We start from the raw sequence: 21886 nt of genomic DNA, 5'->3' as shown, positions 1-21886 counted from the left end.
ACGTGCTGGCCGCCGAACTGCACGGTCTGCGCGAACGAGTCACCGGGATAACGGACACCCTGATAGCCGCGAATGACGGCATCCTGATTCTCGCGGACACGTCCGAGAGGCTCGACACGGAAGTCATCTCCGCGTTGGCGGCCGCAGATCTCGGAATTGCCCGAAGAACCAGCGAGGTGGCCGGACAGGGTTCATTCCGGCAGACCGTCGTTTACAGCAGTGGCGGGTGCATGGCCGTCTACGCAGTCGGGTCACTGGCGCTGATGGTCGTGCTCGGCGACGAAGGCCTCAACGTGACCCGGCTCCACCAGGAGTCTCAGCCCGCGATCGAACGCATCAACTCCGTCCTCTCCGCCGCCTGAACAGAAATGTGAAATGACGCAACCCAACACGAGCAACAGAGTCATGGCCGACCAGATGATCGCGATGGTCCGGCACCTGCGGCAGGAGGTGCCGGGCTGCCTGGCCGCCGGCGTCGTCGACATGGCCACCGGCATGCTGCTCTCGTTCGAGACGACCGACAGCCATCCGTCCGAGGTGCTCGACCTGCTCGCCGGTGCGACGCTCGACCTCTTCCAGGGCCGCACGGTGACCATGATCGAGGACGTCTTCAAGGAGCGGCGCGGCGTCGCGAGCGCCGAGCACTACTTCCAGGAAGTCCTGGTCAACAGCAGCAACCTCACACACCTGTTCATCCGCAACAACCACAACGAGGACGTCGTCGCCGTCGTCGTGTGCCCGAAGTCGGTGAACATCGGCATGCTCTTCGCCTCGGCCCGCCGAGTCGTCAAGGAACACGGCGGCGCGTAGCCAACGCCGCCCTCCCGCGGGTAGCCCGGCGACTTCCCCCAGCCCCCAGCCGGGCTACCCCTCGGCGACCTCGCAGATCGACTCGACCGGCCCGGCCCGCCGGGACCCAGCAGGTGCGCCGCCAGGAAGATGAGGCGGTCCGCGGACCTTGCCGCCTCGCCCCCGCACGAATGGGCAAGTACGGTCACCGGTCCGTCCAAGCCCTCCAGCGCCTCCCGCACCGCCTCGGCGTCTCCCCGCACGCCGAGCGCCGGAGAACCGGACGCGCTCGGCAGGTGGACCACCGACGTGGCGCACCACCACAGGGACGAGCACGGCACACCGCGCGACAGTCCCCGACCGGCTCTGCCAGGTCCTCCTGTTCCAGGTCCCGCGCGACCACTCCGGGACACGGTCGCCTCGATCGCCGGACACCGCACCGAAAGCGCGTTCAGCGCCGCGGTCAAGAGGTTCACCGGCCGCTCGCCGGGTGAGTACCGGACTCGGCTCGTGACTTAGGGCAACCTGGGTTGAACCGGCTTACAGGACAAGCGTACTGTTTGGGGTCGAGGGGCAGGGGTCAACCAGGTGAGGAAGACTCTCCCCCATCCCGAACTGACCACCGCGCTGTCACCAGTTATGGAGTTGCACGTGACTGCACCAGCTAGCAAGGACAGCTTCGGCGCCCGCGGCACGCTCAACGTCGGCGACGCCTCGTACGAGGTGTTCCGGCTGAGCGCCGTGGAGGGCGCCGAGCGTCTGCCGTTCAGCCTGAAGATCCTGCTGGAGAACCTGCTGCGGACCGAGGACGGCGCGAACATCACCGCCGACCACGTGCGCGCTCTCGCCAACTGGGACCCGGCCGCCGAGCCGAGCACCGAGATCCAGTTCACGCCGGCCCGCGTCGTGATGCAGGACTTCACCGGTGTGCCCTGCGTCGTCGACCTCGCCACCATGCGCGAGGCCGTCACCCAGCTCGGCGGCGACGCCGAGAAGGTCAACCCGCTCGCGCCCGCCGAGCTCGTGATCGACCACTCGGTCATCGCCGACATCTTCGGCCGCCCGGACGCGTTCGAGCAGAACGTCGACCTGGAGTACGAGCGCAACCGCGAGCGCTACCAGTTCCTGCGCTGGGGCCAGACTGCGTTCGACGAGTTCAAGGTCGTCCCGCCCGGCACCGGCATCGTGCACCAGGTCAACATCGAGCACCTCGCGCGCGTCGTGATGGTGCGCAACGGCCAGGCGTACCCGGACACCCTCGTCGGCACCGACTCGCACACCACGATGGTCAACGGCATCGGCGTGCTGGGCTGGGGCGTCGGCGGCATCGAGGCCGAGGCCGCGATGCTCGGCCAGCCGGTCTCCATGCTGATCCCGCGCGTCGTGGGCTTCAAGCTGTCCGGCGAGCTGCCCCCCGGTGCCACCGCCACCGACCTCGTGCTCACGATCACCGAGATGCTGCGCAAGCAGGGCGTCGTCGGCAAGTTCGTCGAATTCTACGGCGAGGGCGTCAGCGCGGTGCCGCTCGCGAACCGCGCCACGATCGGCAACATGTCGCCGGAGTTCGGCTCCACGGTCGGCATCTTCCCGATCGACGGCGAGACCATCGACTACCTGCGCCTGACCGGCCGTTCCGAGGAGCAGATCGCGCTCGTCGAGGCCTACGCCAAGGAACAGGGCCTCTGGCACGACGCGTCCCACGAGCCGGTGTTCTCCGAGACACTGGAGCTCGACCTGGCGACGGTCGTGCCGTCCATCGCCGGCCCGAAGCGCCCGCAGGACCGCATCGAGCTGACCAACGCCAAGGAGTCGTTCCGCCAGGCGCTGGGCGCCTACGTCGCGCACACCGAGTCCCCGGCGCTGTCCGGTGTGGACGAGGCCGTCGACGAGACGTTCCCGGCCAGCGACCCGGTCGCCGTCCACGAGGGCGAGAACGGCTCGGGCGCGCCGAAGGTGTTCCAGTCCGCCGCCGAGGGCGCCACCGGCCGCGTGTCGAAGCCGGTCAAGGTCACCCTCGACGGCAACGAGTTCGAGCTGGACCACGGCGCCGTGGCGATCGCCGCGATCACGTCGTGCACCAACACCTCGAACCCGTCCGTGATGCTCGGCGCGGCCCTTCTCGCGAAGAAGGCCGTCGAGCGCGGTCTCGAGCGCAAGCCGTGGGTCAAGACGACCCTGGCGCCGGGCTCGAAGGTCGTCATGGACTACTACGAGCGCGCCGGCCTCATGCCGTACCTGGAGAAGCTCGGCTTCCACCTGGTCGGCTACGGCTGCACCACCTGCATCGGCAACTCGGGCCCGCTGCAGGAGGAGATCTCGGCGGGCGTGCAGGAAGGCGACCTCGCCGTCGTCTCGGTGCTGTCCGGCAACCGCAACTTCGAGGGCCGGATCAACCCGGACATCAAGATGAACTACCTCGCGTCGCCGCCGCTGGTCGTGGCGTACGCGCTGGCCGGTTCGATGGACAAGGACATCACCACCGAGCCGCTCGCGTACGACCCCGAGGGCAAGCCGGTGTACCTGTCGGAGATCTGGCCGACCCCGGCCGAGATCGCCGAGGTCATCTCGACCTCGATCTCCGCGGAGGGCTTCACCAAGGGCTACACGAACGTGTTCTCCGGTGACGAGCGCTGGCAGTCGCTGCCCACGCCGACCGGCAACACGTTCGAGTGGGACAGCGAGTCCACCTACGTGCGCAAGCCCCCGTACTTCGAGGGCATGGAGATGGAGCCGAAGCCGGTCACCGACATCTCGGGTGCCCGCGTGCTGGCGCTGCTGGGCGACTCGGTCACCACGGACCACATCTCCCCCGCCGGTTCGATCAAGGCCGACTCGCCCGCGGGCAAGTACCTGACCGAGCACGGCGTGGAGCGCAAGGACTTCAACTCCTACGGCTCCCGCCGCGGCAACCACGAGGTGATGATCCGCGGCACGTTCGCGAACATCCGCCTGCGCAACCTGCTGCTCGACGACGTCCAGGGCGGCTTCACCCGCGACTTCCTGGCCGACGGCGCCCCGCAGACCACCATCTACGACGCGTCCGTGTCGTACGCGGAGGCCGGCGTTCCGCTGGTCGTGCTGGCGGGCAAGGAGTACGGCTCCGGCTCGTCGCGCGACTGGGCGGCCAAGGGCACCTCGCTGCTCGGCGTCCGCGCCGTCATCGCCGAGTCCTACGAGCGCATCCACCGCTCGAACCTCATCGGCATGGGCGTGCTGCCGCTGCAGTACCCGGCGGGCGACAACGCGTCGTCGCTGGGCCTCGACGGCACCGAGACGTTCGACTTCACCGGCGTCACGGAGCTGAACAACGGCACCACGCCGTCGACGGTGCACGTCGTCGCCACGAAGACCGACGGCTCGAAGGTCGAGTTCGACGCGGTCGTCCGCATCGACACGCCCGGTGAGGCCGACTACTACCGCAACGGCGGCATCATGCAGTACGTGCTGCGCAAGATGGTCCGCAGCTAGTAGCCGATCAATGCGAAAAGGCCCGTCCGGACACGTTCCGGGCGGGCCTTTCGTCACGGTTGAATAAACCCGGCTAACGTTTTTCACTGCTGCGCACGGGTGAATTTATTCGCCATTTGTTTTAGTCGGACTTAGCCTCTTCTGACCCATCACCAGTGGGCCAAGAGGAGGTATTCCAGTGGAAGCGAGAAAACTCAGACGAAGAGCCGGAACCACCGTCGTGGCACTCGTCGCGGCCATGGCCGTTCCGTTCGCCGGGCAGGCCGGCGCCGCTGCGGACGGCACCGTGATCGGCGACAAGTCGTTGGGCGCCAACGACATCCAGTGCGGCGGCACCGTCCCCGTCACGGTCACACTGAACGCCGAGACCGGCCTCGCGGGCAATCCCGCCGACATCGAGCTCGTGCTCGACCGGTCGGGCAGCATGCAGGGACAACCGATCGTCGATTTGAAAGCCGCGGCGAAGTCTTTCGTCGACATCATCGACCAGGCGACCGACGGTTCACTGAACGGCGTGATCGCCAACGGTTCACGCGTGGGCATGACCAGTTTCGCGACCAGCGCCTCGGTCGACATGGGACTGACCAGCGACGCCGCGGCGGTGAAATCGGCCATCGACTCGCTGTCGGCGAACGGCAACACCAACCACTCCGACGCCTTCTCGACCGGCCAGTCCCAGCTCGCCGGATCGGTGCCGGGCAACGCCAAGAAGATGATCATCATCACGGACGGCGAGACCACGGTCGGCGGTGACGCGAGTCCCGCCGCCGCGGCCGTCCGCGCCGCCGGTACCGAGATCTTCGGCATCGGCCTGGGCGCGACCGGCTTCCAGAACGAGATCAGGGACTGGACGACCGACCCCGACGACGGCGTGCACTACTTCTTCGCGCCGGACTCCGGCCAGCTGCAACAGATCTTCGGGACCATCGGCGCGGCGATCGTCGTGCCGGCCGCGACCGGCGTGAAGGTCGTCGACACCGTCGGGGCGCCGTTCTCGATCAGTGGCGTGGCCGTGTCCAAGGGCGGCGTGTCCCAGAGCGGCAATCAGCTCACGTGGACGCTCGACGAGCTGCGCACGGAGAGCGTCACGCTGACGTTCACCGCCACGCACCTGCCAGCTGCCGGTGGTGGCACGCTCGCCGTGAACCCCACCGTTGTCTACAGCGACGCGCAGGGCCACACCGTCGCGTTCCCCAACCCGACCGTGAAGGTGCACGGGTGCGCGGCGCACATTGACGTCGAGCCCGAGCACGCGGTGAACGAGCTGGGCACGCCCGGCCAGACCCACACCGTCACCGCGAAGGTCACGGACGACTTCGGTGACCCGGTGTCCGGCGTCGGCGTCACGTTCGGCGTGCTGACCGGCCCCAACACGGGAGCCGCCGGCAACGGCACGACGGCCGCCACGGGCCTGACCGGCTTCACCTACCCTGGAACGCAGGGGCTTGCCGGGCTCGGCACCGACACGATCCGCGGCTGCTTCACGCACGCCAACGGGACAGCGGTGTGCGACGACGTCACGAAGGACTGGGTGGACACCACGCCACCGGTCGTGACGTGCACGCCGACGAACAACCCGAGCGGCGGCACCGTTCCGCCCGCGAACAACGAGGACGGGTTCTACGAGCTGAGCGCGACCGACGCCGTCGACCCGAACCCGCAGATCTACGTCCGAGACACGGCCAGCTCCGCGGTGTTCGGCAGCTTCCCGAGCGGCACCAAGATCAAGCTGGTGCAGGCGCCGGGAGCGACGCCGACGCAGAAGCCCGGCACCGGTGACATCAACTGGAAGATCACGCTCAAGGGCGACGCGCTGGTGAGCGCGAAGGACGCGTCCGGCAACGAGTCGGCGCCCGTGCGGTGCAACGTCCCGCCACCGCCGAAGTGACGTGACGACCTGGACCGCTCGTTCTCGGGGGACGAGCGGTCCATTCGTCGCCGTAATGTCGAAACCCGAACCACCGGTAACAGCTAACTGTCCCCTCGCGATGCCAAGTCACCCTGATCACCGCGGGAGACCCTTCATGAGTTTGACCGTGCTCGGCGACCTGAACTGGTTGGCCGTCCTCGTAGCCACGATCGCCTACTTCGCCCTGGGCGTGGTCTGGTACGCCGAGTACGCCTTCGGCAGGGCCTACCAGCGGGCGTCCGGGTGGGACCTCAACGAGCCCGAGAAGATCAGCCCGACCGTCTTCGTCGTGCCGCTGGCCACGTGTTTCGTGCTCACGCTCGTGACCGCGATGCTCGGGGCGGCGTCGAACACCGACAACATCATGGAAGGCATCCTGCTCGGGCTCCTCATCGGTGTCGGCATCGCGTTGCCGGTGCGGTTCGTGACGGGCGCCTACGACATGACGAAGCCCGCTCCGATCACCTTCGCGGCCATCGGAGCGGGCTATCACGTCGTAGGACTCACGCTCGCGGGCGCGATCCTCGGTTTCTGGGTCTAGAGCGCATCCAGGCGGTTCCTGACCTTGGCTGCGAGATCCAGCCGGGACTGCTCTTCGTACATCTCCACCGACCGCCGCCAGGCTGCATGGGCCTCATCGCGGTTGCCGAGCGCCGCGTGCGCCTGGCCGATCAGGTCGAGGGTGCTGGGTTCGTTCCACGCATCACTGCCGATGTGCCTGTACCAGGCCAACGCCTGCTCGTGGTGTTCCAACGCCTCCCGATACCTGCCGGTCGCCTGAGCGAGCTGGCCGAGACTGTTGTGCGCCACCGCCTCCCCCGCTCCGTTGCCGAGTTCGCGATGCATGGCGAGAGCGCGCAGCGCCATGGGCAGTGCCGTGTCGTGGTGGCCTGCCAGGGCGTGCAGCCAGCTCGTCACCCCGAGTGCGTCCGCCTCGCAGAGCGGATCCCCCAGTTCGGCGAACGACCGCACAGCCCGCTCCCCGTGCTCCACCGCCTCGGCAAGACTGCCCTGGAGTTCCAGCAGCACCGCCAGCGTCATGCCGGCCTGTCCCTGCGCGAACAGGTCGTCCCCGATCTCCGACGCGCGACGCAACGATGCCGTCGCGGCCGTGTAGTCGCCTGTCTGGGTGTGCGCGGTGCCCAGCAACCTCAGCGCCTTGGCCTCCAGGCTCACGTCGCCCAGTCGTTCAGCGGCGGCCAGGCCGCGCTCCCACGACGTCACCTGGTCACGCAGATGTCCGCGGCGGTAGTGGAACGAGTTCAGCACGTGCGCGAGCTGGCCCACCTCCGGACACCAGCCCAGGGCGAGCACGGTCCGTTGCGTTTCCAGCAGACAGCGATGTTCCGCGTCGAACCACGCCAGTGCCGACGCGTAGTCAGGAGGACTCGACGGCACGCAACCGGGGCTGGGTTCGCCGAGCACCACGCGCCGCCGATGCGGATAGATGTGGAAGTCGGCGGCATGGGCGGTGTGCAGGTAGAAGTCGGTCAGCCGGCGCAGTCCCCGCTCGTGGTCCACCGCTTGTTCGGCGGCGTACCCGCGTACCAGGTCATGCATCCGATAGCGGCCCGGCACGTACTCGTGCACCAGATGCGCGTCTTCCAGCTCCCGCAACACTTCACGCGCCCGCGGTCCAGGCAGACCGGCGAGACTGGCCGCGGCTTCGAACCCGATGTCCGGTCCGGGTGCGTGACCGAGCAGACCGAACAAGATCGATGCACGATCCGAGAGCAGCCTGCAGGACCAGGACAACACCGAACGCAGTCCGTCCAGCCGATCCGCGCGGAGCTCTTCCGCGAGAACGGACAACGGGAAGTCCCCGTGCTGCCGAGCTCGTGCGGCAACTGTCGCGAGCGCCAGCGGCAACCCACCGCACCAGCTCACCAGTTCGGCCACCGCGTCGTCGTGACGGCCGACCCGGTCCTCCCCCAGCCTGCCGGTCAGCACCGCGCGGGAGTCCTCTTCGGACAGCACGTCCAGCCCGACCGGTTCCGCGCCGTGGTTCGTCACCAGTCCACGCAGGTAACGGCGGCTGGTCACCAGCACGGTGCAGGACGGGCTTCCCGGCAACAGCGGTTCGACCTGCGCCTCCTCGGCGGCGTTGTCGAGCACCACGAGCATGCGCCTGCCCGCCACCAGACTGCGGTACAACGCGGCCTGGGCGGTCAGGCTCACCGGCAGCGAACCGGGTGCGACCCCGAGGGCGTCCAGGAACAACCGGACCGCCACCGCGGGCGGTAGCGGATCACCGCCGGGCGCGAAACCCTGCAGGTCGACGTGCAGTCTGCCGTCCGGGAACGCGTCCAGCCGCGAGTGCGCCCACCGCAGTGCGAGCCAGGTCTTGCCGACCCCGCCCGCACCGCCGATCACCGCCGTGCCGCCCAGCACCTCGTCCAGCAGCGCGAGCTCAGTGCCCCTGCCGACGAAGTGCCTCGGTGCGTCGGGCAACTGCTTGGGCACCGGACGCCGCTGTTCGGGCAGGTGCAACGAGCCGATGGACCCCGCCTGCACGACGGCGGCGATCGTGCCCGCCGCGACCTCGTTGTGCGTCTCGTCCACCGGCACCACCCCGCCACTGAGCGTAGCGGTTTGTTCGGCTTCTTACGAACGCTAGACGCGCGCCGCCTTGTGCAACTCACGCAACGCGCGCACGGACGAAACGGCGTACTCGCGGTCCACGGCCTGCACGGCCATCACCGAGATGTACTCGTCCTCCGGCAGCTCCAGGCGGGCCCACGCGGCGCCGTCCGGGAAGCTGACCGACAGCACGTCGTTCCAGTCGAAGTGGTGGGACGTCACGACGTTGCGCACGTCGACCCCCTCGGCGTCAGCGGTGACGCGGGGACGGGTCAGCAGCAGCACCCCGCCCGCCAGCAGGAAGCCCAGCACGATCATGGCGACCTGGTCGGACGTCCGGAAGATCACGCCGGTCGGGGTGTCACCCAGCAGCAGGCCCACGATCGTGAACACGACGACGAGACCGACCGCGCACGCCCACGCGACGCGGCGGATCTTCTTGGGACGCAACACGATGGACGTCATCACTCGAAACCCCGCTCGGTCCAGGGCTGACGCAGGCCGCGCAGCACCAGTGCCGTGTCGATCGCGGCGACGGTCGCCTCGTACCCCTTGTCCTCCACCGAGTCCGGCAGGCCGGCGCGAGCCAGTGCCTGCTCCTCGGTGTTGGTCGTCAGCACGCCGTTGCCGACCGGCGTCGACTCGTCCAGCGCGACGCGCGTGAGCCCGTCCGTCACCGAGTCGCACACGTACTCGAAGTGCGGGGTGCCACCGCGGATGACCACGCCCAGCGCGACCACGGCGTCGTGGTGACGCGCGAGTTCCTGCACCACAACGGGAAGCTCGATCGCTCCCGCCACGCGCACCACGGTCGTGTCGACGCAACCGGCGTCCTCGGCGGCCTTGAGGGCGCGCTCGACGAGCTGGTCGGTGATCTTGGTGTGCCAGCGCGTCGCCGCGATCGCGACGCTCAGGCCCTTGCCGTCGAGCCTGGTCTGATCCGGACGGCCCTCGCCGCTCATTCCTGGTCCTCCGTAGCGGAAACAACGGTCTCGTACTGCTCGAGCTGGTGCAGTTCGTGGCCCATCCGGTCGCGCTTGGTGCGCAGGTACCGGAGGTTCTCCGGGTTCGGGGAGATCGGCAACGGCACCCGATCGATCACCCGCAGACCGTATCCGGCCTCCAGGCCGACGCGCTTGGCCGGGTTGTTCGTCAGCAGCCGCATGGACTTGATGCCGAGGTCCACGAGGATCTGCGCGCCGGTGCCGTAGTCGCGCGCGTCGGCGGGCAGGCCCTGCACCAGGTTCGCGTCCACGGTGTCCGCACCCTGGTCCTGCAGCTGGTAGGCCTGCAGCTTGTGCATCAGGCCGATGCCACGACCCTCGTGACCGCGCATGTACAGCACGACGCCACGGCCCTGTGCCGCAACGGCTTCCAGCGCCGCGTCGAGCTGCGGGCCGCAGTCGCACCGCAGCGAGCCGAAGACGTCGCCGGTGAGGCACTCGGAGTGCACGCGCACCAGCACGTCCTCGCCGTCGCCGATCTCGCCGTACACCAGCGCGACGTGCTCGATGCCGTCGAGCAGGCTGTCGTAGCCGAAGGCGGTGAACACGCCGTGCGCGGTCGGGATGCGGGCCTCGGCGGCGCGTTCGACCTGGGTCTCGACCCGGCGGCGGTACGCGATGAGGTCGGCGATCGTGATGATCGCGAGGTCGTGGTCCGCGGCGAAGACCTCGAGCTCGTCGCGGCGGGCCATGTCCTCCTCGACCTTCTGCGACACGATCTCGCAGAGCACGCCGGCGGGCGACAGACCAGCGAGACGCGCGAGGTCGATGGAGGCCTCGGTGTGACCGGGCCGGCGCAGCACGCCGCCGTCCCTGGCGCGCAGCGGAACCACGTGGCCGGGCCGGTTGAAGTCGGTGGCCTTCGAGGTCGGGTCGGCGAGCAACCGGATCGTGCGGGCGCGGTCGGCGGCCGAGATGCCGGTGCTGATGCCGTCGCGCGCGTCCACCGTGACCGTGTACGCGGTGCCGCGCTGGTCCTGGTTCGTGTGGTACATCGGCGGCAGGTCGAGGCGGTCGCAGTCGGAGTCCGTCAGCGCCACGCAGACGTACCCGGACGTGTAACGGACCATGAACGCGAGCAGCTCCGGCGTCGCCTTCTCGGCGGCGAAGATCAGGTCGCCCTCGTTCTCGCGGTCCTCGTCGTCCACCACGACCACTGGCCGTCCGGCGGCGACGTCCTTGATCGCGCGCTCGATGTCGGCGAAGTCGGTGCTCACTGGGCCTCCTCGCCCGCGATGGCCCGCAGGTGCGGGATCGCCAGTCGTTCAACGTACTTCGCCAGCACGTCGACCTCCAGGTTCACCAGGTCGCCGGGCATGCGCCGCCCGAGCGTGGTGAGTTCGAGGGTCGTCGGGATGAGGCTCACGGTGAACTGGTCCTCGGAGACGGTCACGACCGTCAGCGAGACTCCGTCGACCGTGATGGAGCCCTTCTCCACGACGTAGCGGGCGAGGGTCGGCGGGAGTCCGATGTGGACCATCTCCCAGTGCTCGGCCTTCTCCCGCGCGAGAATCGTGCCCGTGCCGTCGACGTGGCCCTGCACGATGTGGCCGCCGAGGCGCTGGCCGACCGCGGCCGCGCGCTCCAGGTTGACCCGGTCGCCCTGAGCGACCTTCGCGAGGCTGCTGCGCAGAAGGGTCTCGCGCATCACGTCGGCGGTGAAGGAGTCGTTCTCGACCTCCACGACGGTGAGGCAGACGCCGTTCACCGCGATGGAGTCGCCGTGCTTCGCGTCGCTGGTCACGATCGGCCCGGCGATGCGGATCCGTGCCGCGTCCGGCAGGTCCTCCGTCGCTACGACGTGGCCGAGTTCCTCGACGATCCCGGTGAACACCGCTCCTCCTAATTTTCCGGAACCGCGCTGATCCGCACGTCCGGCCCGCTCATGGTGACGTCTTGCACGGTCAACCGGACAGCGTCCGTGATGGTTGACACGCCCGCTCCCAGCACCGCCGCGGGACCGTCCCCGAGCAGCACCGGCGCGATGTAGGCGAGCACGCGGTCGATCCTGCCCGCGCGCCAGAACGCGCCGGCCAGCGTCGGTCCGCCTTCCAGCAGCACGTCGACCACCCCCTGTTCGGCGAGTGCGGTCAGCACGTCGTCCGGGTGGTGCGTGCGCAGGTGCAGCGCGGTGTGCTGGAGCTTCGCCCCGACCGGCAGGTCGCTCATGCCCACGACCACCGGCAACGGCTGGCGGGGCAACGGCATTCCACCGGTGTCCCTGGCCGTCAGCGCGGGGTCGTCCTTCCGGACCGTACCGGTGCCGACGATGATCGCGTCGAGCTTCGCGCGCATCTCGTGGACCTCGTTGCGGGAGGTCTCCGAGCTGATCCACTGGCTGGTGCCGTCACTCGCCGCGATCCGGCCGTCGAGCGAGGCCGCGTACTTCCACGTGACGTGCGGACGGCCCGTGCGCGCGTAGTGCAGCCACGCCCTGAGGGGGCCGTGGCTGACCTCGGTCGCGAGGAGTCCGCTCTCGACGGTGATCCCGGCTTCCTTCAGCCGGTTCGCACCGCCCGCCGCTCTCGGGTTCGGGTCGCTGACCGCGTGGATGACGTGCTTGATGCCGGCTTCGATGAGCGCGTCGGTGCACGGCGGCGTGCGGCCGTGGTGCGAACACGGTTCGAGGGTGACCACGGCGGTGCCGCCCTGGGCCTTCGATCCGGCCGCCTTGAGCGCCATGACCTCGGCGTGCGGGCCGCCGACGGGTTGCGTGCCGCCGAACCCCGCCGCGTTGCCGTTCTCGTCGAGGATGACGCAGCCGACCGGCGGGTTGGGGCTGGTGATGCCCCGCACCCGCTCGCTCTCCGCGATGGCGAGCGCCATCGCGTCCTCGGGCGTCACGTGGTCCTGGTTCCCTGGGCGCCGGCTGCCTGGGCGCGCAGTGCCTCGACGGCCTTGCCGGGGTCGGCGGCGTCGTACACGGCGGACCCGGCGACGAAGCAGTCCACTCCGGCCTCCGCGGCCTGTTCGATCGTGTCGGCGTTGATGCCGCCGTCGATCTCCACGACCAGCTTGAGGTGCCCGGTGTCGACGAGGTGACGGGCCTGGCGCACCTTGCCCAGCACGTCGGCCATGAAGCTCTGGCCGCCGAAGCCCGGCTCGACCGACATCACCAGCAGCGTGTCGTAGTGCTTCAGCACGTCGACGTACGGCTCCAGCGGCGTGCCGGGCTTGATGCTCAGCCCCGCCTTGGATCCGGCCGCCTTGAGGTTCCTGGCCAGCGCGATGGGGTCGTCGGCCGCCTCGACGTGCACGGTCACGTTGTACGCGCCCGCTTCCGCGTAGCCGATGGCCCAGCGGTCCGGGTTCTCGATCATCAGGTGGCAGTCGATCGGGATGTCGGTCACCTTGAGCAGCGACTTCACCACCGGCAGGCCGAGCGTCAGGTTCGGCACGAAGTGGTTGTCCATGACGTCGACGTGGATCCAGTCCGAGGTGGGCACCGCGGCGAGCTCGTCGGCGAGGCGCGCGAAGTCGGCGGACAGGATGCTGGGGGCGATCATCGGCGTGTGGACCACAAGGGTGAAGTCTAGGTGTCCAGCAGGTCGAGCAGCCTGCCGGGAGGCTCGTCGGTGACCACTACGACACCCGCGTTGGTGAGCGTCGTGACGTGCGTCTCCCACATCGGGTGACGGCGCTTGTCCGCGTTGGCCTGGGGCTGGACGACGACCTTGCAGTCCTGCACGCCGATGGCCTCGTTCAACGCCGTCAGCGCCTGGTTGTCGCCGATGCCCAGGGCCAGCTTGGCCACCGAGTTCGCGCTGGCGGGGGCGAAGATGAACGCGTCAGGCGTGGGGTAGGGCTTGGGCTGGCTCGGCATCCTGGGCTCCCAGCGGATCGGGAGTTCGGTGAGCGCCTGCAGCTCGTCGAGTTCCCCGGCTTCCTCGAACCACGGGACGACGGCCGGGGTGAACGTGATGGCCAACCGCCACCCCCGTCGCACGGCGGGCTCGGCGAGTTCCGTGCGGAACCAGCCTTCGACCCCGCCGCAGCCTGACGCGACCAGTCCGAGCAGCCCACGTGTCATGTGGACGATCTTAGGTCGGGCGCCCCCGCCAGTGCGGCGAGCTGGTCGAGCACGGCGTCCAGCGGCTGTCTGGTGTCGATCTCGACGGTGGCCGACTCGCGCAGCAGCGGCTCGATCTCGCGCGTGTCCGCGATGATCCGGTTCCGCTCTTCTGCCGTCTTGCCGAACGGATTGCCCGTCCTGCTCGCGACGCGTTCCAGGACGATGTCGATCGGCGCGCTCAGCAGGACGATCTCGGCGAACCTGGCGTAGAACGCCCCCTGGTTCGCGACCGTGCCCGCGATGAACAGCGGCTCACCGGACCGTTCGTGCTGCGCGATCAGCTCGTCGATCCGGTCTTCACGCCACATCGGCTCTCCGGTGCGGTCGATCCAGTCGCCTTGGTCGGTGTCGACCGTGCGATATCCGTTGTGCGCCAACAGGGTAAGGACCGTCGACTTGCCCGTGCCGGACATGCCGGTCACCAGGACCACCGCCACACCGCACCCCCGCCCCGTCACTCGGACAGGTGAACTCCGGACCCGTTGTGCGGCCTGCGGGCGACGAGGCCCGAGAACTGTCGGACCCCGTCGCTAGCGTCCTTCACGAGCGCTCAAACAGGGCGTCGCAGCACCGCGCAGAACATCGCGTCGGTGCCGTGCAGATGGGGCCACAGCTGAACGTGCGGTCCTTCCCCGAGGTCCGGAACTCCTGGGAAGAGCTCCCGCGTGTCCAGCACCTCGACCCCGGTCCGCCGCGCGACGTCCGTCACCACCCCTACGGTCTCGGAGAGATGAGGTGAGCACACGACATAAGCCACGACGCCGCCTGGCCGCACCAGTCGCAACGCCTCGGTGAGCAGCTCGCGCTGCAGCTTCGTGAGCGTGCCGACGTCGGTGGGCTGGCGCCTCCACCGCGCCTCCGGGCGCCTGCGCAGCGCGCCGAGACCGGTGCAGGGCGCATCGACCAGCACGCGGTCGAACGCTCCTTCGACGAAGCCGGTCTCCAGGCCGTCGGCCACCTCCACGGTGACCGGCAGGCCTGAGGTGAGCTTGCGCACGAGCTCGGCGCGGTGGGGTGCCTTCTCGACGGCGATCAGCTCGCCGCCCTCGATGCCGACCAGCGCGGCCAGCAGGGCGGCCTTGCCGCCGGGGCCTGCGCAGAGGTCCAGCCAGCGGTCGTCCGTACCACCGTTGTCACCGCCCTGGAGCGACGCGCGCGTCAGGGCCAAGGCACACAGCTGGCTGCCCTCGTCCTGGACGTTGGCGAGGCGTTCCCGGACGGGCTCGAGATCGCCCGGGTCGCCCGCGCCAGGCTCCAGGTGCACGCCGTAGGGCGAGTACGGCGCCACGTCGCCGCCGGTGATGGCGGCGAGCTCGTCGGCGCTCACCTCGCCGGGACGTGCCACCAGGTGCACGGCCGGGCGTGCGTCGTCGGCGGCGAGAGCCAGCTTCAGCGCTTCCTCGCGGCTGCCGAGGGCCTCCGCGAACGCCTGCGCGATCCAGCGCGGGTGGGCGTGGGTGAAGGCCAGGTTGCCGATCGGGTCGGTGTCCGGGTCGGGTGCGAGCTCGTCGACCCACGCGGCCTCGTCCTGCTCGGCCACCCGGCGCAGGACGGCGTTGACGAAGCCCGCGACGCCGGACCCGAGCTCGGCCCGCACGAGGTCGACGGTCGAGGCGACCGCGGCGTGGGACGGAATCCGGGTGCGCAGCAGCTGATACGTGCCCAGCCGCAACGCGTCGAGCGCCGAGCCGTCCACTTCGGACAGCGGGCGGTCCGAGCACGCCTCGATGACGGCGTCGAGCAGGCCCTGGGCCCGGGACGCGCCGTAGGTGAGTTCGGTGGCGAGCGCGGCATCACGGCCGGTGATGCGGCGGTCGCGCAGCATCTGCGGCAGCACCAGGTTCGCGTACGCGTCACGCTGCCGCACGGCGCGCAGGGTCTCCAGCGCGGCGAGGCGTGCCGGGTCCTCCACGGGTGGCCGGGAGGGTCCGGTGCGCCGCTTCGGCGGGTGGGGCCTGCTCGGGCGGGAAGGCTTGGAAGCGCCTCGCGGGTGGCCGGTCATGCGTTGTACTCCACTGTCTCTGGCTCCCCTGCGGCGCCGCGGATCACGCGCGCCACGTTCCTGTCCTGCCGCTCACAGGCGACGCCTGCCGAGCTCGTCCGGGAGCGCGTCATGCGATGCGCTCCCCTGATTCGATCCGCACGCCGCGCGCCCAGTCGGTGGCGGCCATGCGCTTCTTGCCCTGCGCCTGGACCTCACCGAGGGCCACGGCGGTGGTGGCGGTGCCCACGAGCACGCGTTTGCGCTCGACGAGCACCTCGCCCGCCGGCAGCGTCACGTCGGCGACCGGTGTGACGGGACCGAGCTTGAGTCGCTCTCCCCGGAACTCGGCCCACGCGCCGGGCTCCGGTGTCACGGCGCGCGCCAGGCGGTCGACGGCCGTGGCGGGCGTGGTGAAGTCGAGGCGCGCGTCCTCGACGGAGATCTTCGCGGCGTAGGTCACGCCGTCGTCGGGCTGGTCGACGGCGCGCAGGGTGCCGTCCTCGATGCCGTCCACAGTGGACAGCAACAGGTCGGCTCCCGAGAGGGACAACCGGGTCAGCAGGTCGCCGGAGGTGTCGCGGTCGCGCACCTTCTCGGTCACCACGCCGAACACCGGGCCCGCGTCGAGTTCCTTCACGATGCGGAACGTCGAGGCGCCCGTGATGTCGTCGCCGTTGCGCACAGAGGCCTGCACCGGCGCGGCGCCGCGCCACGCGGGCAACACGGAGAAGTGGAGGTTGACCCAGCCGAACTTGGGGACGTCGAGCGTCCGTTGTGGAAGGAGGTTGCCGTAGGCGACGACCGGGCAGAGGTCGGGTTCCAGCGCGCGCAGGCGCTCCAGGAACTCGGGTTCCCCGGCCTTGGCCGGGGTGAGGACCTCGATGCCGTGCTCGTCGGCGAGCGCGCCGACCGGGGAGCGCTCGAGCCTGCGGCCGCGACCGGAGGGGGCGTCGGGGCGGGTGACCACGGCGACGACGTCGTGGCGGGAAGAGTCGATGAAGGCGCGCAGCGAGGGCAGTGCGACCTCGGGCGTACCGGCGAACACGAGTCGCATGGTCAGCTGGACCTGCCGAAGAGTGGGTGCGGGCTCTGCTTCAAGGTGGGGACCGTACCGTCGAACCACTCGGACTGCCGGATTTCCCGCATGGCCAGCTTGCGGGTGTCGGCGTCGAGGCGGTCGAGGAACAGCACTCCGTCGAGGTGGTCCGACTCGTGCTGGATGCAGCGGGCCAGCGTCTCGGTGCCTTCGACCTCGACGGGCTCACCGTGCATGTTCCAGCCCTTGGCCACCACGTGCAGGTGGCGCTTGCAGTCCCACGACATGCCGGGGATCGACAGGCAACCCTCGGAGCCGTCCTGCATCTCCTCGCCGACCACGTCCCACGTGGGGTTGATGAGGTGACCCGCGAAACCGTCGCAGTGGTACGTGAACACGCGCAGTCCAACACCGAGCTGAGGCGCGGCGAGTCCTGCTCCGCCGGCGTCCTGCATCGTGTCCCACAGGTCCTTGACCAGGGTGCGCAGTTCCTTGTCGAAGTCGGTGACCTCGGTGGCCGCGGTGCGCAGCACTGGGTCGCCGAACAGGCGGATGGGTTGGACGGTCACGCAATGCTCCTCGTGTGGACTGGAGGCCAGTCTACGAGGAGCGCGGTCAGTGCTCGGACGCGCTGCCGAGGAAGATCACGCCCACCAGCGCCACGACGAAGTGGCCGGTGAAGCGCAGCGCCGTCAGCACGGGGCGCAGCAACGCGTGGAAGTCGATGTGGGCTGCCGGGACGCTGGTGGCTGTGGTCGTCGTCATGGCGTCAACTGTGCCGTTCGCGCAGGTCAGCTCACATCGGCTCGGAGTATCGACCGTGCGTCAGCCCGAGGTAGGAAGATCGGGTGCAACACTCGGCCGGAAGGTGGACACCTCCAGGTCATGAGGCTGATGCGACCGATCTGGGAGGGGGCGGCCGGCGTGCGCGACGACGCCCCGTCGGACGCCGAACTGTGGACCCGCGGCGATGAGCACGCGTTCAGCGAGCTCTACGACCGCTATGCCGAGGCGGTGTGGAACCACGCGTACCGCCTGACGGCGTCGTGGTCGACGGCGGAGGACCTGACGTCGGCGACGTTCATGACCGCGTGGCGCCGCCGGGCCGAGATGACGCTCGTGCGGGACAGCGCGCTGCCGTGGCTGTTCACCGTCGCGGGCTTCCTGGCGCGTTCGGAGTTCCGCCGCAAAGCGCGGTTCACCCGGCTCCTGCACCGCGTGCCGCGCAACGAGGTGCAGCGCGACCACGCCGACGACGTCGCGGAGTCGCTCGACCACGAGGCTCGGCTGCGCGAGGTGCTGGAGGTGGTCGAACGTCTTCCCCGCGCCGAACGAGAGGCCGTGGAACTCGTGCTGTTCGGCGAACTGTCCACCGCACAGGCCGCCGAGGCCCTGGGGGTCGCCGAGGTGAGCGTCCGCTCGCGCATCTCGCGTGCCCGCGCCCGCCTGCGCAAACAACTCTCCTACGACACCCTGGAGGTGGAGTGATGGCCTTCGACCTGCCGCCCCGCCGCGAACTCCCCGCCGACGTCAAGGAGCGCATGCGCCCGGACTTCGCCGAGTCCCGCGAGTCCCCCGAGCGCCGCGGCCGCGCGCCGCTGGCGGTGGCGGCCGTGGTGCTTCTGATCGCGGGTGGTGTCGCCGCCGCCCAGGTCGTGGCGCAGCCGTTCATCCACAACGCCCGCCCCGGCCACGAGCGCGTCGTCCAGCCCTCCGGCATGGACCTCGCGCGGTGCCGCACCGCACTGGGCGACCAGAACTGGCAGTCCTCCGAGATGGTGGAGCTCGGCCTGAGCAAGGTCCTGGTCGGCCAGGACGGCCGCTTCTGCGAACTCACCCGTACCAAGGCCTATGTGGCGTCGCAGAGCTTCCGGCCCACAGACCTGCGGGAGGGCACGGTCACCTTCCGCTCTTACGGGATCATCGCGGGGATTCCTCCGAAGGACGCGCGGACGCTGAAGACCGGCCCGAAGCCGGAGTTCCGCGACCAGGACTTCAAGTCCAGCGACGGCGTCGTCACGCCACACTTCTTCGTCGTCGACACTCGGTACCAGAACTCGTACTTCGATCTCGTCTTCGATGACCGGGCCAACCCGGTGCCGGACATCCCCGAGGGGGCGGTCACCGAATCGCAGACTTTCGAGAGCGGGGATCCCGACCCGTGGACGCTGGTGAACGTCATCGCCAGGTGCACCGACACCTCGTACCGGAACGGAGCGAACGCCAGCGACCTCCAGAACTGGGAGCCGCTGCTGGTGTCGGGTCTCGACCAGCGAGGGGGTGTGCTCATCGCCCATCGTGAGCACGACGCGTGGGCGACCTGCGTCTTCGGCCCCGGTGTGATGACCGGCGTGCACTGGGAGCATCTGCCCGCCGTCACGAAGAAACCCGAGAAGCCCGTGCTGGTCACCATTCACGGGAACGAGTCGGCGCTCATGGCCGTCGGGCGCATCAAGCGCTCGGTCGACACCGTCGAGGTGTCCGTCGATGACGAGCAAGCGGTGACCGCGGACGTCGTCGACGGCTACTTCATCGCCACGATCCCGGTCTCCGCCACTCAGAACAGGATCGACTACTCCAAGCGCCTGCACGTCGTCGGCCGCGACTCCGACAACGAGGTCGTCTACGAGGGCGGGTTCGAGTGATCATGGAGCCATGACCTGGACGGCACCCGAAGTAGACGTGACCGACGAACCGCTCCTCGGAGCGGAACGCCCGATGCTGGAGGCGTGGCTCGACCGCCATCGAGCCACGTTCCTGCAGAACTGCGCCGGACTCACCGGTGAACAGCTGGCCGAGGAGTCCGCACCGCCGTCGAACATGAGCCTGCTGGGCCTGATCCGCCACCTCGCGGACGTGGAGCGCGTGTGGTTCCGCGTCCGTCTGGCGGGCCAGGACGTGAAGGCCCGGCACAGCGTGCCGGGCGACTGGGACGGCGCCTTCGAGGGCCTCGATCCGGCCCGAGCCGAGGCCGAGTACGCGGAGCTCGTGGCTGAGATGGCCGAGTGCCGCGCGGCGGCTGCCACGCGGGACCTCGACGACGTCTTCGCGCACGAACGGGCGGGCGAGATCTCGGTGCGCTGGCTCTACATCCACCTGATCGAGGAGTACGCGCAGCACAACGGCCACGCCGACCTCCTCCGCGAACGCATCGACGGACGCACCAACAACTAGCCGTCCGCGCTCACTCCGCGAACTGACAGCGCCGCCCACGGCGAAGGGACGGGCCGTCACGCGACCCGTCCCTTCAGCGTGCTGGTGCTGCGGACTCAGCCCACCTTCACCACGCGGGCCGCGCCACCTCCGCGCCGCGTCGGCTCGGCGACCGCGCGCCAGCGGCCGTCCTTCGCCCGTTCGACGGCCGTGGCGGCGCCGATCTCGGCGTTCTGGCTGAACCTGTGCCCGATGGCCTGCAGGCCCGCGGTGGTCGAGGCGGCGAGGAACGCGGCCTCCGCCGGGGTGCTGGCCGCGTTGCGCTGGGAGGCGCGCGGGGCCGCGACGGCGTCGAGCAGGGACATCTTGCGGTCCAGGCGCGCGGTCAGGATCTGGGCGACCGTGGTGATGATGGTGGAACCGCCCGGTGAGCCGACGGCGAGCACGACCTTGCCGTGGTCGAGGACGATCGTCGGGGCCATCGACGAGCGCGGGCGCTTGCCGGGGCCGGGGAGGTTCGGGTGCGGCACGCCGGCGGTCGGGGCGACGAACTCGAAGTCGGTGAGCTCGTTGTTGAGCAGGAAGCCGCGGTTCGGCACGACGATGCCGCTGCCGCCCTCCGCCTCGATGGTCAGTGTGTAGGCGACGACGTTGCCCCAGCGGTCGGCCGTCGTGAGGTGCGTGGTGCGTTCGGCGTCCTCGCGCAGCGCCGAGAGTCCGGCGGTGGCTTCACAGGCCTTCGGGTCGCGCGGGTCGGCGGCGGGCTGCGGGGCGGGCAGCACGGCGTCGGGCCTGATCAGGCAGGCGCGGCTGTCGGCGAACTTCTGCGAGAGCAGGCCCTCGGTCGGCACGCGGGAGAAGGCGGGGTCGCCCACCCAGCGCAGGCGGTCGGCGAAGGAGAGCTTGGTCGACTCGATGAAGCGGTGCAGGTACTCGACGTCGGAGACCTTCGACAGGTCGGTCGACTCGAGGATGTTGAGCGCCTCACCGACGGTCGTGCCGCCCGACGACGGCGCCGCCATGCCGTAGACGCCGAGGCCGCGGTAGCTGGTGCGCGTGGGGTCGCGGCGTTCGACCTGGTAGCGGGCCAGGTCGGAGAGCTGCATGTCGCCGGCGCGGACGTTGCGGGTCGAGCCGGGCACGACCGGCGGCTTCTGCACGGCCTTCACGAGATCGCGGCCGACCGCGCCGCCGTACAGCGACGCCAGTTCGGTGCGGGCGAGTTCGCGGTAGGTGTCGGCGAGCTGCGGGTTGCGGAACGTGCTGCCGACCGCGGGCGCCTGGCCGCCGGGCAGGTAGAGGTCGCGGGTCGAGGTGAAGTCGGCGAAGCGGGCGGCGTTGTTCGTGATCTGCGAGTTGAACGTCTGGTCGACGACGAAACCGCGGCGTGCCAACGCTTCCGCGGGCGCCATGGCCTCACGCAGGTTGAGCGTGCCCCACTTGCGCAGTGCCTGCTGCCACGTCTTGGGCGTGCCGGGGACGCCGACGGACTTGCCGCTGGTCATCGCCTCGGCGAACGGCAGGGGCTGGCCGTTCTCCACGAAGAGCTGGTCGGTCGCGGACCGCGGCGCGGTCTCCCTGCCGTCCAAAGTGGACACGCGGCCGGTGTGGGCGTCGTAGTGGACGAAGAACCCGCCGCCACCGATGCCCGCGCTGAACGGGTCGGTCACGCCGAGCGCGGCGGCGGTGGCGACGGCGGCGTCGACGGCGTTGCCACCGCGGCGGAGCACGTCGATGCCGATCTGGGACGCGTCGGGGTCGACGCTCGAGACGGCGCCTCCCCAGCCCACCTGCTCGGGCACGCGTGGCGATGACTCCGCCGCTCCTGCCGGGGCGGGAGCGACCAGTACGACGGAGAGCGTCAGTGCGGCAACCGTTCGCAACATGCGGA

General features: G+C 69.8%; 22 protein-coding genes. 8 read left to right on the top strand and 14 right to left on the bottom strand.

Going from position 1 to position 21886, the window contains the following annotated elements:
- The first annotated feature begins 2 nt into the window (after window positions 1-2).
- The 5 genes from ACIRG5_RS08890 to ACIRG5_RS08870 all read left to right on the top strand — a co-directional run bounded on the left by ACIRG5_RS08890 (window position 3) and on the right by ACIRG5_RS08870 (window position 6707).
- Window positions 3-362 (top strand): roadblock/LC7 domain-containing protein, encoded by a 360-nt coding sequence (locus tag ACIRG5_RS08890; protein WP_402902271.1) that lies wholly within the window; start codon window positions 3-5, stop codon window positions 360-362.
- A gap of 13 nt (window positions 363-375) precedes the next feature.
- Window positions 376-810, top strand: a complete 435-nt coding sequence (locus ACIRG5_RS08885; RefSeq protein WP_402902268.1) for a hypothetical protein — start codon at window positions 376-378, stop codon at window positions 808-810.
- Between the two features lie 630 nt (window positions 811-1440).
- Window positions 1441-4257 (top strand): aconitate hydratase AcnA, encoded by a 2817-nt coding sequence (gene acnA / locus ACIRG5_RS08880; RefSeq protein ID WP_402902265.1) that lies wholly within the window; start codon window positions 1441-1443, stop codon window positions 4255-4257.
- Window positions 4258-4435: 178 nt separating this feature from the next.
- Window positions 4436-6145 carry a VWA domain-containing protein gene (locus ACIRG5_RS08875; protein WP_402902263.1) on the top strand — a complete coding sequence of 570 codons (1710 nt, stop codon included), beginning with the start codon at window positions 4436-4438 and terminating at the stop codon, window positions 6143-6145.
- A 136-nt stretch (window positions 6146-6281) separates the two neighbouring features.
- Complete coding sequence (locus ACIRG5_RS08870; protein WP_402902260.1) at window positions 6282-6707, top strand: DUF1761 domain-containing protein; 426 nt, start codon at window positions 6282-6284, stop codon at window positions 6705-6707.
- Here ACIRG5_RS08870 and ACIRG5_RS08865 read toward each other — a convergent pair.
- From ACIRG5_RS08865 to ACIRG5_RS08805, 13 genes are all read right to left on the bottom strand, one after another.
- Entirely contained in the window at window positions 6704-8728 is a 2025-nt protein-coding gene (locus ACIRG5_RS08865; protein ID WP_402902257.1) for a tetratricopeptide repeat protein, read from the bottom strand. The genes ACIRG5_RS08870 and ACIRG5_RS08865 overlap by 4 nt on opposite strands.
- A 51-nt stretch (window positions 8729-8779) precedes the next feature.
- Entirely contained in the window at window positions 8780-9211 is a 432-nt protein-coding gene (locus tag ACIRG5_RS08860) for a PH domain-containing protein (protein ID WP_093588044.1), read from the bottom strand.
- Window positions 9211-9708: a 6,7-dimethyl-8-ribityllumazine synthase gene (ribH, locus tag ACIRG5_RS08855; RefSeq protein WP_090069097.1), complete on the bottom strand. Its 498-nt coding sequence runs from the start codon at window positions 9706-9708 to the stop codon at window positions 9211-9213. The genes ACIRG5_RS08860 and ribH overlap by 1 nt, the downstream gene beginning before the upstream one ends.
- Window positions 9705-10967, bottom strand: coding sequence for a bifunctional 3,4-dihydroxy-2-butanone-4-phosphate synthase/GTP cyclohydrolase II (locus ACIRG5_RS08850; protein ID WP_402902254.1), 1263 nt, complete (start codon window positions 10965-10967; stop codon window positions 9705-9707). Before ACIRG5_RS08850 ends, ribH begins: the two co-directional genes overlap by 4 nt.
- On the bottom strand, window positions 10964-11584 hold the full coding sequence (locus ACIRG5_RS08845) for a riboflavin synthase (RefSeq protein WP_402902251.1): 621 nt from the start codon (window positions 11582-11584) through the stop codon (window positions 10964-10966). Before ACIRG5_RS08845 ends, ACIRG5_RS08850 begins: the two co-directional genes overlap by 4 nt.
- Before the next feature lie 8 nt (window positions 11585-11592).
- A complete protein-coding gene (ribD, locus tag ACIRG5_RS08840; RefSeq protein ID WP_402903114.1) occupies window positions 11593-12576 on the bottom strand; it encodes a bifunctional diaminohydroxyphosphoribosylaminopyrimidine deaminase/5-amino-6-(5-phosphoribosylamino)uracil reductase RibD in 984 nt (327 codons plus the stop codon).
- 14 nt (window positions 12577-12590) lie between these two features.
- Window positions 12591-13256, bottom strand: coding sequence for a ribulose-phosphate 3-epimerase (gene rpe / locus ACIRG5_RS08835; protein ID WP_402902248.1), 666 nt, complete (start codon window positions 13254-13256; stop codon window positions 12591-12593).
- Between the two features lie 26 nt (window positions 13257-13282).
- Window positions 13283-13780, bottom strand: coding sequence for a flavoprotein (locus tag ACIRG5_RS08830; protein WP_402902245.1), 498 nt, complete (start codon window positions 13778-13780; stop codon window positions 13283-13285).
- A complete protein-coding gene (locus tag ACIRG5_RS08825; RefSeq protein WP_402902242.1) occupies window positions 13777-14259 on the bottom strand; it encodes an AAA family ATPase in 483 nt (160 codons plus the stop codon). The genes ACIRG5_RS08830 and ACIRG5_RS08825 overlap by 4 nt, the downstream gene beginning before the upstream one ends.
- A gap of 113 nt (window positions 14260-14372) precedes the next feature.
- Entirely contained in the window at window positions 14373-15824 is a 1452-nt protein-coding gene (locus ACIRG5_RS08820) for an RsmB/NOP family class I SAM-dependent RNA methyltransferase (protein ID WP_402902239.1), read from the bottom strand.
- Between the two features lie 109 nt (window positions 15825-15933).
- A complete protein-coding gene (gene fmt / locus ACIRG5_RS08815) occupies window positions 15934-16860 on the bottom strand; it encodes a methionyl-tRNA formyltransferase (protein WP_093588050.1) in 927 nt (308 codons plus the stop codon).
- Window positions 16861-16862: 2 nt separating this feature from the next.
- A complete protein-coding gene (gene def / locus ACIRG5_RS08810; RefSeq protein ID WP_330277399.1) occupies window positions 16863-17411 on the bottom strand; it encodes a peptide deformylase in 549 nt (182 codons plus the stop codon).
- 46 nt (window positions 17412-17457) lie between these two features.
- On the bottom strand, window positions 17458-17607 hold the full coding sequence (locus tag ACIRG5_RS08805) for a hypothetical protein (protein WP_402902236.1): 150 nt from the start codon (window positions 17605-17607) through the stop codon (window positions 17458-17460).
- 129 nt (window positions 17608-17736) lie between these two features.
- Here ACIRG5_RS08805 and ACIRG5_RS08800 point away from each other — a divergent pair, with 129 nt between their 5' ends.
- Genes ACIRG5_RS08800 through ACIRG5_RS08790 form a run of 3 tightly spaced genes read left to right on the top strand, consistent with a single transcriptional unit; the run spans window position 17737 to window position 20016 of the window.
- Entirely contained in the window at window positions 17737-18330 is a 594-nt protein-coding gene (locus ACIRG5_RS08800) for an RNA polymerase sigma factor (RefSeq protein ID WP_402903111.1), read from the top strand.
- A complete protein-coding gene (locus ACIRG5_RS08795; RefSeq protein ID WP_402902234.1) occupies window positions 18330-19487 on the top strand; it encodes a hypothetical protein in 1158 nt (385 codons plus the stop codon). The genes ACIRG5_RS08800 and ACIRG5_RS08795 overlap by 1 nt, the downstream gene beginning before the upstream one ends.
- A gap of 10 nt (window positions 19488-19497) precedes the next feature.
- Window positions 19498-20016, top strand: a complete 519-nt coding sequence (locus tag ACIRG5_RS08790) for a DinB family protein (protein WP_402902231.1) — start codon at window positions 19498-19500, stop codon at window positions 20014-20016.
- 95 nt (window positions 20017-20111) lie between these two features.
- Here the strand turns inward: ACIRG5_RS08790 and ggt are convergent, their stop codons facing one another.
- Window positions 20112-21881 carry a gamma-glutamyltransferase gene (gene ggt / locus ACIRG5_RS08785; RefSeq protein WP_402902228.1) on the bottom strand — a complete coding sequence of 590 codons (1770 nt, stop codon included), beginning with the start codon at window positions 21879-21881 and terminating at the stop codon, window positions 20112-20114.
- Window positions 21882-21886: the final 5 nt, after the last annotated feature.

Source organism: Lentzea sp. NPDC102401 (assembly GCF_044765805.1).
Classification (GTDB): Bacteria; Actinomycetota; Actinomycetes; order Mycobacteriales; family Pseudonocardiaceae; genus Lentzea; species Lentzea sokolovensis.
Note: the sequence above shows the minus strand (reverse complement) of the source record. Positions and strands in the feature narration are given on the sequence as shown.

What these genes read in the sequence shown, in the direction of transcription:
- ACIRG5_RS08885 (WP_402902268.1), top strand. Translation starts at nt 376, where the DNA reads ATGACGCAACCCAACACGAGCAACAGAGTCATGGCCGACCAGATGATC.
- ACIRG5_RS08870 (WP_402902260.1), top strand. Translation starts at nt 6,282, where the DNA reads ATGAGTTTGACCGTGCTCGGCGACCTGAACTGGTTGGCCGTCCTCGTA.
- ACIRG5_RS08860 (WP_093588044.1), bottom strand. Translation starts at nt 9,211, where the DNA reads ATGACGTCCATCGTGTTGCGTCCCAAGAAGATCCGCCGCGTCGCGTGG.
- ribH (WP_090069097.1), bottom strand. Translation starts at nt 9,708, where the DNA reads ATGAGCGGCGAGGGCCGTCCGGATCAGACCAGGCTCGACGGCAAGGGC.
- ribD (WP_402903114.1), bottom strand. Translation starts at nt 12,576, where the DNA reads ATGGCGCTCGCCATCGCGGAGAGCGAGCGGGTGCGGGGCATCACCAGC.
- rpe (WP_402902248.1), bottom strand. Translation starts at nt 13,256, where the DNA reads ATGATCGCCCCCAGCATCCTGTCCGCCGACTTCGCGCGCCTCGCCGAC.
- ACIRG5_RS08830 (WP_402902245.1), bottom strand. Translation starts at nt 13,780, where the DNA reads ATGACACGTGGGCTGCTCGGACTGGTCGCGTCAGGCTGCGGCGGGGTC.
- ACIRG5_RS08820 (WP_402902239.1), bottom strand. Translation starts at nt 15,824, where the DNA reads ATGACCGGCCACCCGCGAGGCGCTTCCAAGCCTTCCCGCCCGAGCAGG.
- fmt (WP_093588050.1), bottom strand. Translation starts at nt 16,860, where the DNA reads ATGCGACTCGTGTTCGCCGGTACGCCCGAGGTCGCACTGCCCTCGCTG.
- ACIRG5_RS08805 (WP_402902236.1), bottom strand. Translation starts at nt 17,607, where the DNA reads ATGACGACGACCACAGCCACCAGCGTCCCGGCAGCCCACATCGACTTC.
- ACIRG5_RS08800 (WP_402903111.1), top strand. Translation starts at nt 17,737, where the DNA reads ATGCGACCGATCTGGGAGGGGGCGGCCGGCGTGCGCGACGACGCCCCG.
- ACIRG5_RS08795 (WP_402902234.1), top strand. Translation starts at nt 18,330, where the DNA reads ATGGCCTTCGACCTGCCGCCCCGCCGCGAACTCCCCGCCGACGTCAAG.
- ACIRG5_RS08790 (WP_402902231.1), top strand. Translation starts at nt 19,498, where the DNA reads ATGACCTGGACGGCACCCGAAGTAGACGTGACCGACGAACCGCTCCTC.
- ggt (WP_402902228.1), bottom strand. Translation starts at nt 21,881, where the DNA reads ATGTTGCGAACGGTTGCCGCACTGACGCTCTCCGTCGTACTGGTCGCT.